Annotated in this window: 11 protein-coding genes; 3 read left to right on the forward strand and 8 right to left on the reverse strand. The window is 71.4% G+C overall.

Going from position 1 to position 13,894, the window contains the following annotated elements:
* Nucleotides 1-97: 97 nt before the first annotated feature.
* The 6 genes from OV079_RS32685 to OV079_RS32710 form a co-directional block, all read right to left on the reverse strand.
* A complete protein-coding gene (locus OV079_RS32685) occupies nucleotides 98-790 on the reverse strand; it encodes a hypothetical protein (protein ID WP_267773113.1) in 693 nt (230 codons plus the stop codon).
* A gap of 1,167 nt (nucleotides 791-1,957) precedes the next feature.
* Nucleotides 1,958-2,449: a hypothetical protein gene (locus tag OV079_RS32690; RefSeq protein WP_267773115.1), complete on the reverse strand. Its 492-nt coding sequence runs from the start codon at nucleotides 2,447-2,449 to the stop codon at nucleotides 1,958-1,960.
* Between the two features lie 2,320 nt (nucleotides 2,450-4,769).
* Nucleotides 4,770-4,943 carry a hypothetical protein gene (locus tag OV079_RS32695; RefSeq protein ID WP_267773117.1) on the reverse strand — a complete coding sequence of 58 codons (174 nt, stop codon included), beginning with the start codon at nucleotides 4,941-4,943 and terminating at the stop codon, nucleotides 4,770-4,772.
* On the reverse strand, nucleotides 4,889-5,053 hold the full coding sequence (locus OV079_RS32700; RefSeq protein ID WP_267773118.1) for a hypothetical protein: 165 nt from the start codon (nucleotides 5,051-5,053) through the stop codon (nucleotides 4,889-4,891). Before OV079_RS32700 ends, OV079_RS32695 begins: the two co-directional genes overlap by 55 nt.
* A 43-nt stretch (nucleotides 5,054-5,096) precedes the next feature.
* Entirely contained in the window at nucleotides 5,097-5,222 is a 126-nt protein-coding gene (locus OV079_RS32705; RefSeq protein ID WP_267773119.1) for a hypothetical protein, read from the reverse strand.
* Between the two features lie 816 nt (nucleotides 5,223-6,038).
* A complete protein-coding gene (locus OV079_RS32710) occupies nucleotides 6,039-6,596 on the reverse strand; it encodes a hypothetical protein (protein ID WP_267773120.1) in 558 nt (185 codons plus the stop codon).
* Between the two features lie 1,656 nt (nucleotides 6,597-8,252).
* On the opposite strand from OV079_RS32710, the gene dps reads away from it, so the two are divergent.
* Nucleotides 8,253-8,729 (forward strand): DNA starvation/stationary phase protection protein Dps, encoded by a 477-nt coding sequence (gene dps, locus OV079_RS32715; RefSeq protein WP_267773121.1) that lies wholly within the window; start codon nucleotides 8,253-8,255, stop codon nucleotides 8,727-8,729.
* A 125-nt stretch (nucleotides 8,730-8,854) separates the two neighbouring features.
* Here the strand turns inward: dps and OV079_RS32720 are convergent, their stop codons facing one another.
* Together OV079_RS32720 and serA are read right to left on the reverse strand one after the other, a co-directional pair.
* The gene (locus tag OV079_RS32720) at nucleotides 8,855-9,499 is read right to left on the reverse strand and encodes a hypothetical protein (RefSeq protein ID WP_267773122.1); all 645 of its coding nucleotides are present in this window, start codon (nucleotides 9,497-9,499) and stop codon (nucleotides 8,855-8,857) included.
* A gap of 687 nt (nucleotides 9,500-10,186) precedes the next feature.
* Nucleotides 10,187-11,428 (reverse strand): phosphoglycerate dehydrogenase, encoded by a 1,242-nt coding sequence (serA, locus tag OV079_RS32725; RefSeq protein WP_267773123.1) that lies wholly within the window; start codon nucleotides 11,426-11,428, stop codon nucleotides 10,187-10,189.
* Between the two features lie 597 nt (nucleotides 11,429-12,025).
* On the opposite strand from serA, the gene OV079_RS32730 reads away from it, so the two are divergent.
* Together OV079_RS32730 and OV079_RS32735 are read left to right on the forward strand one after the other, a co-directional pair.
* Nucleotides 12,026-13,012 carry a class I SAM-dependent methyltransferase gene (locus OV079_RS32730; RefSeq protein ID WP_267773125.1) on the forward strand — a complete coding sequence of 329 codons (987 nt, stop codon included), beginning with the start codon at nucleotides 12,026-12,028 and terminating at the stop codon, nucleotides 13,010-13,012.
* A 5-nt stretch (nucleotides 13,013-13,017) separates the two neighbouring features.
* Nucleotides 13,018-13,311 (forward strand): hypothetical protein, encoded by a 294-nt coding sequence (locus OV079_RS32735; RefSeq protein ID WP_267773126.1) that lies wholly within the window; start codon nucleotides 13,018-13,020, stop codon nucleotides 13,309-13,311.
* The last annotated feature ends 583 nt before the right edge of the window (nucleotides 13,312-13,894 follow it).

Raw genomic sequence — 13,894 nt, forward strand, 5'->3', positions numbered from 1 at the left:
CATTAGCGCCCGCCGAAGGAATGTCAAGACCACCAGCAAGAACATTGATTGGCGGGCGCGACGGCCCCGAGCGACCGGTCGCGTCCGCCGGCTCCGATCAGCCGTCGACGATCACGCCGAGCCTGGCACAGCGCGCGACGTCGATGAAGACCAGCCCGTCGTCCTCGTCCGGGGCGGCCCCGGGCAGCACCGGCTGCTCACTCTCATCGGGCTGGGTCCCGCCCGGTTCGGTCGGCGTCCCGCCGGGTTCGGCCGTACCACCGCCGGGTTCGGTCGGCGTCCCGCCGGGCTCGGTCGGCGGCGTACCGGGCTTGCTGGGCTTCTTGCCCGGCTTTTTGCCCGGCTTCTTGCCCGGCTTGTGGCGCGTCGCGCAGAACATCGCGCCCTCGTCGGTGCAGTCGCTGCGACACGCGGCCACATCGTCCGCACCCCAGTCACACGCGGCCAGGCAGACCTCGCCGGTCTGGAAGTCGCAGGCGAGGTCCTCGGCCAGTCCCTTGGCCGTGACGCAGAAGTCGAGCTCGACCTCGCGGGAATCGGTGGATCCGTCCCCGGAGCCCGTGCCGGGCTGTCCACCGGGCTGTTCACCGGGCTGCCCACCAGGCTGCCCACCAGGCTGCCCACCGGGCTGCGCTCCGGGCTGCCCACCAGGCTGCCCGGGCTTCTTGCCTGGCTTCTTGCCCGGCTTGTACGAGGACTCCTCGACCTGCGTGGTCAGCGGTTTCGCGGCGGCGACGACCGGCAATGCGAGCGCGACCGCAGGGATCAACACGAGAAGATTACGCAACATGGGAGGGTTCCTTTCTCCTGTGAGGCGCCACGACAGGCCAATCCTGCCGCGCGTCGTGTGCAATCTTGGGTGTCCCGCGGGAGTATGCAATGACACCACGCGCCGAGAATCGTCATTGTCGCCCGGCATCCTGCCGAGCGCGCCGGCCGACGACCGTGTGCGCGGGGGAAGACCGGCGGACGCACGGCAGCGAACGAGCGACCCGCGGCCGGCAGCTCCGCGTCGCAGCGGACCGATGAATCGAGCGTGCGACCGGCCCGCGGTCGGCAGCTCCGCGCACAGCGGACCGACGAATCGAGCGTGCGACCGGCCCTGCGATGAATCATTGCCCGGCGAAATCTTTGTGTTCAGAGCGAGCCAGGCAATGCGTCGCCTCCGGGCCGGCGAGCGGGCGCAATGCGACCGCCTCACCGGCGATCATCCCCGATTCGTCCGCCTCCGCAAAGCAGCACGCCCGGATTCCGGCGAGCCGGCGAGCAGGCGCCACGTCGTCCTTTCTATGGCCAGCACGCGCGACGCGACCGGCCCGCGAGCAGCCTGGAAGCACCTCGGGCCGACGAGCCGGCGAGCAGGCGCAATGCGTCCCCGTCCGCTCGGCGAGCCGGCGATGCCTCCGCTCTCGCAGCGAGCAGCGAGTCGCGCGAGGACGGCGAGCGAGCGAACCGGCGCGAGCACTCGTCGCCGTCGGTCGCGCCGGAGTCGCCCGCGCAGACCGTCGCGGCGCCTCGCAGCATTCGCCGTGGCAGGCCCGATCGCCGCGCCCACGCTCTTCGCTTGCGCACCCGGCCCAGCGCGTCATGACCTGGGTGGGCCGGTGTACGCCGCTTCGCGTCGATCCACGCTCCGTCCGCCGACACCGCAATTCCTCGATCGGGCACGCGCCGAACTCTCGGCGGCGCGTGCCTCGCCCGGCGGGGCGCTGAACGAGCGTCTCCGCCGCCTGCTCCCTGACGCACCCTCCCAGACGGCCAGAGAGACAGGCGGCGGAGACGACCTTTTCCTCGACGGCAGACCGATGGACACACCTCTATCGATGCAGAGGTCGGCCTGCCGCGGCCGGGGCGACCTTTCGCTCCCGACCCCTTCTCCGTGTGTCGCAGGTGATGGACCGTTCTCCGCCCGGCGCGGCGGCCCCGGTCGCAGCGGCTCCATCCACCGCGAGCTCGGTCAGATCTCGTTGAGGTTGAGCTCGAGGCACGTCTGGGTGTCGACGAACAACGTCTCTTCCGGGTCGAAATCACCCGGGTCGAAGCCGCCATGGTCGAAGTCGTCGTCGTCGTCGTCGTCGTCGTGCCAGCCGCCCCCGCGGGTCTTCAGGTCGCTGGGGGCGCAGAACATCGCGCCCGCGCCGTCGCACTGGCTGCGACAGGTCTGCAGGGCCTCGCCGGCGACGTCGTCGCAGCTCGCGAGGCAGCTCGGGCCGGTCAGTGTGTCGCAGTCGTAGGCCCGGTCGTCCTGCCCGGTCTGGACGAAGATCTGGGTCTGGGTGCAGACCGCGAGCAGGAGGTCGTCGCCGAAGTCGCCGCAGTCACCTCCGCCCCAGCACCACTCCGCCGGCTGGGCCGGGATCGAGAGCGGGCGCGCCATCGACGAGGTCGCCGCGATGAACGGCAGCGCGAACGCGAGGGCGGGGCAGAGCATCAGGATCTTGCGCAACATGGGGATTCCTTTCGTCTTCTCTCGGAGCGCCGCGGGTCGTCCCCGCGACGCTTGGAATATTCAGTGAGCCCCGAGCCGACGCAACGCCGGATTGTGGCGAATCGCATCGGCGAGCTCGCCTCCGACGGCCGTATAGCGGGCCCCGAACCGGCTCAGATCGGCAAATTCGCGGTTTTCCGCGGGCTGCGAGCCGATCCGGCGGCCGCGGCGATTACAGCGAATCGCCGCCCTCGCTCGCCGGAATTCGCCGCCGCCCGCCGCGCGAATGATTGTTCATAGCGCGCCCCGCCGCGACGACGAGCCCGCCGTCCCCCACGCGGCCGCGCAAGTGCATATCATCATTGACGTTGCGTCGCGGCCGCGGCGGCCCGACGGAGGAGTCCGCGCACCGACGCGCGAGCGAATGCTCGAGCCATCGCCGCACTATGTACATATGTCCATTCCTCCGCACACGTCGCAGCGAATGCGACTCGCAGCAGAGGCGGCAAGGCGGCGGGCCGACGAGCGTCAGAGCCCTCCGTGCGACCGCCCCGCACGCCCGGGCGGATCGGCCGCGAATCGCATGGCCTCAAGGACACGCCCATCACGGGTCACGCCACGAACCGCGGCGTCCGCCGCGACCGGCGCTCGCTCCGGCCCTAACGGCCCCGTCCTCGGCCATCCCCCGCAACGCGACCCCAAGCCGCGTCGAGCGCAGCGCCTCGCACGAGCAAGCCTTTTCCCGCATCGCAGAAGCCGGACCGCGCGGGCACCCGCGCCGAGCGCAGCGCCTGCACGAGCAAGCCTTCTCCCGGCGTCGCAGAAGCCGACCGCGCGGGCACCCCCGCCGAGCACAGCGCCTCCCTACGAGCAAGCCTTTTCCCCCGGAGTCGCTAAAGCCGACCGCGCTGTTACCCTCGCCGAGCGCAGCGCCTGCCCGAGCAGGCTCTTTCCCTCCGCATCGCGGATCCGTCTCTCCGCCGGGGCCCGCGCCGAGCGCAGGCCGACCCAATTCGAGGCGCCACCCGGCGAAGCAGGACCACTCGGGATCCTGCAGGCCGCGACCGGATTCGAGGTGCCATCCGGCGAAGCAGGACCACTCGGGATCCTGGGGGCCGCGACCGGATTCGAGGCGCCACCCCGCGAGGCAGGACCCACTCGGGATCCTCCGACCATGGATAATCCTCCTCGCCCCAGCGACGGGCCATGGTCCTCTCCACCGAGCGGATACGCGGAGCGCACCCTCCTCGCCGAAAGCGTCGCCGAGCGCCTCCGTGAATCGATGGTCTCGCCGCGGCGGAACCGACAAAGGATTCGCCGCGGCCGCAGAGCTGCGCCGACGCCGTCCGCGCCTCCGGCCCGACGAATCACCGCCGTCTCCATCGCCGGAGCCGGCCATGCCGCGAAGACATTCGCAGCCGCCGCGATCAGCTGCGGCGACGCCGGCCGCGCCTCCGGCCCGACGGATCATCAGCGTCTCCATCGCCGGAGCCGGCCATGCCGCGAAGACATTCGCAGCCGCCGCGATCAGCTGCGGCGACGCCGGCCGCGCCTCCGGCCCGACGGATCATCAGCGTCTTTATCGCCGGAGCCGGCCACGCCGCGAAGACATCCGCCGCCGTGTCGATTCGAGCCCGCACCGACGCAGTCCGCGCCTCCGGCCCGACGAATCATCAGCGTCTTTATCGCCGGAGCCTGCCACGCCGCGGAGCATTCGCCGCCGCAGCGATTCGAGCTCGCCCCGACGCCTATGGCGCCCGCACAATGCAGGCTCGTCCCGCAGCGCCGTTTCACGCCTCGGAGCCGGCTGCGCCGCCCGATTGGCAGCACTCACGGCGCCTGGCAGAGGCACGCGCTCCAGCTCGCCTCGCGGCGATCGTCCCTTGCATGGCCGGGTCACCCCCTCATAGCAGGGAGGTGTCGGATGCAGGCCTTCCCGCGTCGACCCACGACCTCTCCGGCCCACACGCCGGCGAGCTCGCATCTGACACCTCGCATGCGGGAGCGGCGAACCCCTCATGCGAATCGGCCCGCGTCGAACTCTCGGCGACGCGGGCCACGCCCGGCGGGGCGTCCACGAGCGTCTCCGCCGCCTGTTCCCCCTGACGCACCCTCCCAGACGGCCAGGAGAGACAGGCGGCGGAGACGACCCTTCGATTCCGGCGACCCATCATTCTCTCTTTCTTTTAAAGAAACCTCCGATGGACGCGGAGGACGGCCGCCGCGGCCGGGCATCTCGCCTTGCGCCCCTTCTTCGCCGCTCGACGCCGCGATCGGTTGCGTCCCCCGGCCGGCGCGACCGCGCCAAACGCAGCAGGTCCGCTCGGGCCCCGGCGCGCGCTCATGGATCGTTCAGATTGAGCTCCAGGCACGTCTCGGTGTTGATGAACACGAGGTCGTCCTGGTCGTTGTCGTGGTCGTCGTCGTCATCGTCGTCGTTCCACCCGCCCCAGCGCGTCTTCAGATCGCTGGCGCGCAGAACAGGGCGCCGTCGCCGTCGCACTGGCTGCGGCACAAGTCGCCGCCCTCGCCGGCGCAGCTGGCGAGACAGGTCGGGCCGGTCAAGGCGTCGCACTCGTAAGCGCGGTCATCCTCACCGGTCTGGACGAAGATCTGGGTCTGCACGCACGCCGCGAGCAGCAGGTCGTCACCGAAGTCGTCGCAGTCGTCACCGCCCCTGCACCACTCCGCCCGCTGGGCGGGGAGCGAGAGGCCGCGCCAGCGCCGGGCCGTCCGCGACGAGCGGCAGCGCGAACGCGAGGACGGGGCAGAGCATCAGGATCTTGCGAAGCATGGATCTCCTCTCGTTCGCGACAAGATCGGCGGGTGCGATCGGGCCGCCCAGCCGCGACGCGTTCGCCCCGCCAGTCTCTCTCCATCACAGGGATGCTCTTCTTCTAAAAGAATCTCGGCCGCGCGAGCCCCCCAGGCGACCGGGCCGCCCGCCAGCGGAGGAGATTACGGCGCACATCGCATTCGCTGCGAAGTTCGCGGCAACCTGTCTCGGCCGCGAGCCACCCGCTGAGCGAGCGCCCCGCCCGCTGGGCGACCGGGCCGCCCACGCCAGCGGAGGGATTTTCACGGCGCACATCGCATTCGCCGCGACATTCGCGACACCCTATCTCGGCGCGAGCCACCGCTGAGCGACCGGCCCGCCTACAAGCGGAGGTCTCGGGAGCGCGACGCGTCATCATCGAATCTTCACCCACCGACTCTCCGGCAGCACTGAGCCCCGCCGAGCCGGTGCCCGCCAGCCCCGCCCCTGCGTCCTGCTCGCGCGAGCACACCGTCGATTCGCTGAAATGGTGCCGTACTCGCGGCAACCACGGCTTCAACGGCCCGCGAGGCGCCGGCGTGACCGCCGACCGACCTGCGAACCATGCTGGCGGCGGTCTCCCTCGTCCGCGGCCCTGAGGCACCCCTCCCAGGACGGCCAGGGCCGACGGACGATGGAGACGACCGCGGATTGCGACGACCGCGCGCGCCGTCCGGATTCGGCGCGGACGCGGATCATTCGGGCGATGAATCGCCGGTCCCCCTGCTTTGCGGGCAGATGCGAGGCTCACGGACCGGCGCGGCGGCGCCGGCGACCGGAGCGCGAATCAGGCCCTCACACCCCGTTGAGATCGAGCTGGAGGCAGGTCTGGGTGTCGATGAACACGACCTGCTCGTCGATGTCGACGGGCTCGGGCCGGTCGATCGGGTTGAAGCCCCACCCGGGACCCCACCCGGGACCGAAGCCCCACCCGGGCCCGAAGCCGGGCCAGGGGCTCAGGCCGCCCCACCGCGCCACGAGGTCGCTGGGCGCACAGAACAGCGCCCCGCCGTCCTCACACTGGCTGCTGCAGGTCGCCGCCCGGTCCTCGAGCTCGTCGGCGCATTGCGCGAGGCAGGCCGCGCCGGTCAGCGTGTCGCAGTCGTACGAGCGATTGTCGCTGCCCGTGCCGACGAAGATCTGGGTCTGCACGCAGGCGTTGAGGAGCACGTCGGCGCCGCCGATGCCCTGCTCCCACAGGCCCTGGTCCGGGCGATCGTCGGGACCGATCTGACCCCACTGACCACCATTCGCCTGCTCCGGCTGAGCGGTGAGCGGGCTCGCCATCGTCGGACCGGCCACGAGGGACGCCACGACCAGGACGGGACAAACCATCAGGATATTACGAAACATTGGGGAGTTTCCTTTCTTCTCTTCTCTCGGGCGCGGCGTGGGATGATTCCCCCGGTCGCGCTGTGTGGGAATATTCAGCCCACCCAGAACGTGGGCAATGTCGAGTTGTGGCGGATCGCATACTCGACCGCGGCCGGAATCGGCGTAAACGCGGGCGTGCGCCGGCGCATCACCGGAAATTCACGGCTTCGCCAGGATCGGGCAGAAGCGCGGCGGCGGCGGCGTCTGCGGCGGTTTGGCGGCCTTCGTAGGCGAATATCGCCGTCGCCCGCCGCGCTCCTACATTGCACATACCGACGGATTCGAGTCGGGCAATATCGGGGCCGCAGGATCGGCCGCCCAAGCGCCTATCATCATTGACGGTGCGGCGCGGTCGCGGCGGCCCGCGGAGGGCTCCGCGCACCTACGAGTGGCCGACGCCCGCGGGAGGCCCTCTGGAAATATACATATAGCATTTCATCGTACAGGTCGCGTCTATCACGACACTGATGATTGAGTCACAACTCGTCGGTCGCGCCGGCGCGACGAGCAGCGCGCCGCTCGGCCGGCCCGCCGAGACGACCTGTCCCGAAAGACATTGAATGCTCCGCAGCTCGAATCGCCAAACCCGCCGCGCACCCACGCAGGGCGCGGCCGCCCCGACCGCCGCGGCGCGCTCGCTGGGAATGGCGGGAAGGCGCGCTCGCTGGGAATGGTGGGAAGGCGCTCCCTCGCCGGCGCCTTCGAGCTCGATCGATCGCCGGTCGGCTCGCAACACGACCGGTCGGGAGGTGAGCCTGGCGCCTCGCCTGGCGGTCGTCGGCATCATCGGCGCCATCGGCCACGCGCCCGGCGGTTCGGCCGCCCTGTCGTACAGGCCCAGCGCGCTGGCCTGCGCCCTGGGAGCCCCGCGCATCGACGGTTGTTCACCGGAGCTCAACGTCGTTGTCGCTTACGAGCTCGGCGGAGCGCTCGCCTCGTCGCGCGACGTCCTCTGCCCGCCGCCCGTGGGGAGCCCCGCACATCGACGGGTGATCACCGGAGCTTACGTGCTCGGCGGAGCGCTCGCCTCGTCGCGCGCCGTCCTCCGCCCGCCGCCCGTGGAGAGCCCCGCGCATCGACGGGTGATCGCCGGAGCTCAGCATCGTTGTCGCTTACGAGCTCGGCGGAGCGCTCGCCTCGTCGCGCCACGTCCTCCGCCCGCCCCCGACGGGGAGCCCCGCGCATGACGAGCTCGGCGGAGAGCCCACGCCGTCGCGCCACGTCCTCCGCCCGCCGCCCGGCGGGAGCCCCGAGCATCACGAGCTCGGCGGACGCCCGCCTCGTCGTCGCGCCGTCCTCCGCACGCCACCGGAGGGAGCCTCGGCTGGCAAGCCGGTAGCAGACTGGCTCACCGCCGCCGAGCCCTCGACGGGTGACATGCCCCTTCAGGCATGTCCGAAAGTCCATGCGCACCTAGCGCGGCAGGCTCGGCTGCGAGCCACGGTGTCGGTCGCCTCGCTCTTGCGTCTCGCCATGCGAGGTTCGGGGCCCCCGACCGATTCACCGACGCGTGGCCGTTTCACGGGACTGGCTCGTTCATGGGAGCCTCGCCGGTGAGATTTGGGGGCTCTCGCCCACTGGCGCGCGTCCAGGACCGCGCCCATAGTTCCGCCCGCTCAACCAGGATTCGACACGATGTACGCCAGCCCGAGCCACCTGCCCCAAGAAGCACGTCAGAAGATCGCCACCGCCCTCCAGGGGGTGCTGGCCGATGGCCTCGACCTGCACAGCCAGATCAAGGTCGCCCACTGGAACATCAAGGGCATGCACTTCGCCTCGCTGCACCCGCTGTTCGAGACCTTCGCCGTCAGCCTCGCCAACCACAACGACACGGTGGCCGAGCGCGCGGTGACCCTCGGGGCGCAGATCCACGGCACCGCCCGCCATGTCGCCAAGACCTCGCGCCTGCCCGAGTACCCGCAGGACACCACCCGCGACCTCGAGCACGTGCGCCTGCTCGCCGAGCGCATCGAGACCTATCTGACCGGCCTGCAGGAGGGCCGCAAGGTCGCCGACCAGCAGGGCGACGTCGACAGCGTCGACATGCTCACCGCGATCATCAGCGAGTTCGAGAAGCACGGGTGGTTCCTCCGCGCCCACCTCGACCGCTGAGCCCTCGCGTCGCCTGACGCGCACCGGCCCGGCGACACCGTCGCCGAGCCGGCCGCTCGCACCGTGTCGGCGACGCCGCTCGCGCCGACGCCGCCGCTCGCACCGTTTCGGCGACGCCGCTCGCGCTATTCGCCGATCTCGATGTTGTACTTCACCGTCATCGGCGGGCCGTTGTAGGTCGGGAACTGGTGGTTGGCGATCGCCTTGCGCACGCACGGGACGATGCCGAACACCTGCAGGTCGGGCCCCGCGGTCACCGACACCGCGTCGGCGCGACCTGTCTTTCCGACCAGGCTGATGATGAGATCGATCCGCCCGCCCTTGAGGCTGCCGCCGTTGTAACAGGCGGCCACCGCCAGGCACTCGTTGATCGCGTACTCGACCTCGCGCATGTTGGCGTTGAGGACTGGCTCGTTGAGCTGCTCGTCGCCGGCGCTCCAGTCGAGCGTGCGGGTGCGGTTGGGGTCGTACTGGGGGATCGACTTGTCGTCGACCGGGACGAACTTCTTCGGCAGCTGGTTGCGGTCGAGCGTGCATTCGCCCCACGAGGTGATCGGCGGGCGCATCGGCACCTCTTCCTCCACCACCGCCTGCGAGGTACAGATGTCCTGCGAGTAATCGACGACGCACGCCTTGCCGTCGCAGCGGGTGCCGCGGCCGCACATTCCGCCGCATTCGCCCGAGGGGGCGTTGGAATCGCTGTTCTTCTTGCAAGCGGCGGGAGCCAGCGAGAGGCCGAGGAGACCGGCCACGATCAGGGTCGTACGCATCGCCGGTGAGCGTATCACCTCGGCCCGCGCCCGCGAGCCGTCAGCGCGTGCGAGTATTTTCGCGCTGTCGGCCGGTCTGCTCGTTGGGACAGGTCCACCGCCGACCCCACAGGCCGGCCGAGCCCGGCGCTCCGCAAATTCGAGCGGCGCCCCGGCCCTGCAGGCCCGGCCGACTCGCCGTCGCCGTCGCGGGTCGGTGCCACGACGAGGCCCCGCGACGCGCCGCGGCACGGTGTTCCTGCGGCACCCGACGGAGACCGCCGGCGCTCGAGCCTCGCCGAGGCCGAGTCCCGAGCCACCGCACGCCGTGCAGCGCGCCGACTCGTCCCCGGCCGGTGCCGGTGGCGACGTGGGCGCGCGCCGATTGCCGCCACCCGCTCGGCGGCGAGGACTGGACCCACCGGACCCGGCAGGGTCTTCGACGCTCCCACCGGGGCCTGCCGCGCTCGAGCTCTCGCGCCCGCGTGCGGCCATCGGCGCGCTCAGTCTCGCGGCGGCTCGCGGACTCCCGCGACTGGCGCGGACCTCGGCACCCGGAACGCCGACCGCCTCGTCGTTCCGTGACGCGCAGACAACCGCGACGAGCGGCTCCCGTCGGCAGCAGTTCTTTTAAAAAGAAAGAGACATCGAGCCGGCGCGGAGGCGCTTGTCTTACACCCCCGCATAGTCGAAGTGACGCGTCGCGGGTCAGGCCGCGCTCTGCCGCGCCACGCGGGTGCGCAGGCTGACCGGCAAGGCGGCGATCGCCTGCACCAATTCGTGGAGCTGCGGGTCGCCGTGGCCCAGCGGGACGTCGACCAGCAGCAGGCCGATCGAGGCGACCGTCGCCAGGCTCTGGCCGGTGATGTTGACCTGCGAGTCGCCGAGCACGCGGTTGATCTTCGAGAGCACGCCCGGGACGTTGCGGTGGATGTTGACGATCCGGCTGCCGGAGCGCACCGGACCGGCGTCGAGCAACGGCAGGGTGACGCCGCCGAGGGTGGCACCGGAGTCCAGGTAGTGCGACAGCGAGACGGCGACCTCGCGGCCGATGCTGGCCTGCGCCTCCTCGGTCGAGCCGCCGATGTGTGGCGTCAAGATCACGCTGTCGAGGCCGCGCAGCGGGCTGTCGAACACGTCGCCGACGCGCGCGGGCTCGCTGGGGAACACGTCGATCGCCGCCCCGCCGAGGTGACCGGCGACCAGCGCGTCGCGCAGCGCGTCGATGTCGACCACGCCGCCCCGCGAGGCGTTGATCAGCGCCGCCCCGCGCCGCATCGCCGCGATCTCGTCGCCGCCGATCATGCCGCGCGTGTGCTCGGTGTCCGGCACGTGCAAGCTGACGAAGTCGCTGAGCGACAGCAGCTCGATCAGGCTGACGCACGGCTGGGCGTTGCCCAGCGGCACGGAAAGAATGTCGTAGTAGCGGACCTTCATGCCCAGCGACTCGGCGAGCACGCTGAGCTGGCTGCCGATGTGGCCGTAGCCGACGATCCCGAGCGTCTTGCCGCGGACCTCGTGGCTGCCCTCGGCGCTCTTGTGCCACAGGCCGCGGTGGCAGGCCGCGCTGCGGGCGAAGGTCTGGCGCGCCAGCATGATCACCTCGCCGAGCACCAGCTCGGCGACCGAGCGGGTGTTGCTGAACGGCGCGTTGAACACCCCGACCCCGCTGGCCTGCGCGGCGGACAGATCGATCTGGTCGGTGCCGATACAAAAAGCGCCGACCGCCTCGAGCTGCGGCACCGCCGCGAACACCCCCGCCGGCACCCGCGTCTTGCTGCGGATCCCGAGGATCAGCGGGCCGTCCTGCGGCAGGGCCCGCAACGCCTCGATCAGCTGCGCCTCGCCCAGCGCCCCGGGCACCGCGTGGACGACGACGCCGCGCCGGGCGAACTCCTCGTGCGCTGTGGTGTGGATGTTCTCGAGCAGCAGGGCGTGCGGGCTGTTCACGGCGCGCACGATGCCCCAGGCTCGCGGGGCCCGCAACTCGCCGCCGCGCGCCGCTGGCACGCCCCTGGCGCCCCATCGGTACGCTTTCTCTCTTTTAAGGGGACGCTGCGCCACGCTCCCGGCGAGCGTCGATGATGCGGCCGAGCGTCCATGGACGCAGGCGGGAGATCGCTGCCCGCTCGTGTCTGCGAGGACGACCAGGCACCTCGTCCGCGCCCCTGGCGGACATCGTCAATGCGGCCGAGCTTCCATGGACGCCGACGCGAGAGCTCGCCGCCCGTTCGTGTCTGCGAGGACGACCAGGCACCTCGTCGGCGCTCCTGGCGGACATCGTCGATGCGGCCGAGCTTCCATGGACGCCGACGCGAGAGATCGCCACGGCGATCGCGGCCGCGTGGACCGCGGTCCTCGCCGTGCCTTCGCCTCCTTTTCGTGATGCAGGAGATCGCCGGCGAACGCCCCGACGTGGCGCGGAGCACCCCTCGTACGCCATCACCACACGTGACGGCGAAGCGATCTCCGGGGCGCAAACTCGCGGTCCGGCGCGCCGCGGGAGCCTGGCGTCGCGTACACGTCTTTGCTACCCCTGTCCGCCTCTTGCTCGACAAAGGCAAGCTTCAGCGGCTGCAGCGGGCGCTCAAGCCTCACCTCGCGCACGGATGGGAGCGAGCGGTGTTCGCCGCGCCGCAGACCGACGACGGCAGCGCGCGGGCGGAGCGCGTGCTGGCCGGGCCGGGCATCGGCGTCGCGCCGAGCGCGGCGCAGGTCGACGCGCTGCTCGCCGCCGCCGCCGAGGCCGCCGGGGCCGGCTTGTGGAAGCAGACCCTCGTGCTCGACGCGCGTCGGCGCGTGCAGGTCGACGCGCGTCACGGCCGCGCCACCACGCGCACCCTCGACGAAGACACCGCGCTCAAGGTCATGGGCGGCAAGGAGCGCGCGCTGCGGCCCGACACCAGCGCCGCGCTGCTGCGCGAGATCGGGATCATGAACGCCGACGGCAGCATCTCGGCGACGCATGCCCGCAAGTACAAGCAGATCTGCCACCTGGCGACGCTGTGCGAGCCGGTGATCGATCGCCTGGCTGCCACGCGCCCCATCAGCCCGGCGGCGCCGGTGCGCGCGCTCGACCTCGCGTGCGGCAACGCCTACCTGAGCTTCGTGCTGGCCGAGGTCCTGCGCCTGCGCGACGTGCCGCTGCGACTGCACGGCGTCGACGTGCGCGCCGACGTGGTCGCCCGCAGCATCGACCGGGCCCGCGCCCTCGGCCTCGCGGCGCCCGAGGAGGCGACCGTACAGGAAGCGACCGAGCGCGATGCCGCGGTCCTCGCCGACGGCGCCGAAGGACGCCCGGTGGTCGGCTTGTCGTTCGCGCAGGCCGACATCGCCGGCGCGGCGCGGACCGCTCCGACGCGGCTCGGGGGCGTGCCCGACCTTGTGCTCGCGCTGCACGCCTGCGACACGGCGACCGACGAGGCGATCGCCCTGGCGATCGAGCTCGGCGTGCCTGCCCTGCTCAGCGTGCCGTGCTGCCAGGCCGAGCTGGCCGCGCAGCGGCTCGCGCGCCGGCCGCGGCGCAGCCGCTGACGGCGATGGTCGACCACGGCCTGCTGCGGCGCGCCTACGCCGATGTCCTGACCGACAGTCTCCGGGTCGCCGCCCTCGAGGCGTGCGGCTACGAGGTGACGGTGCTCGAGTTCGTCGGCGGCGAGCACACCCCGAAGAACCTGCTGATCAAGGGCCACCGCCGGCACCCGCGCGCCACCGTCGAGCCGCACCGCTGGCGTCTGGAGCCCCTCCAGACCCGCTGCGCGGCGCTGGGCGTCCAGCCCGACCTGCTGCGCCGGCTCGCGGCGATCCAGGCGGCCTCGCAGCCGAGCGGGTGATTTTTCGACCGCGGGTCGAAAATCTCTCCGGTCGGGAAGCGAGTCGCGCGAGCCGAAAGGCCGGAGGCCGGGTCGACAGAGGCCCAGGCGAGCCCGCCCGGCCCCCTGAATGGCAGCAAACCGCCTTTCCGGCGCCCTTGAGGTGCCCGGCTACCCTCGCGGCTCCCACGCCCCTTTCTCGAGCACCGGCCGTCTGAACCCCGTCCGAGGGGTCCGCCCACCAGGGGCAGTTCCGAGCGTAAAATGGCCCTTTGATCGCTCGTGATCGAATTCGAAATATTTTCGACGATCGGTCCACAAACAGAACTCGGGACGAATCATCGATCGCTCGCCCGGCAAACCCGCGCTTCGGTCCGCCGCCGGCGGCCCCGAAACGACCGCAAATCCACCGCCGTCGCGCCCTGGGCGAGCTCTCGCAGCGAAGAGCAGAGGCGGCGGCGCTCGAAGCGCCGCGCCGCTGACAGGGCGCGGAATCGACCACGAACCCTTCCGCATGGCCGCACGAAGCCCTCGCGTCGCCTGCCGCCCGGGCCGGACGAGCCCGGCTGGCTCACCCCTCGGCTGCCCCGCTCGCTCGACCCCG

Origin of the sequence: Nannocystis pusilla (assembly GCF_026626665.1) — a bacterium.
GTDB lineage: Bacteria > Myxococcota_A > Polyangia > Nannocystales > Nannocystaceae > Nannocystis > Nannocystis pusilla.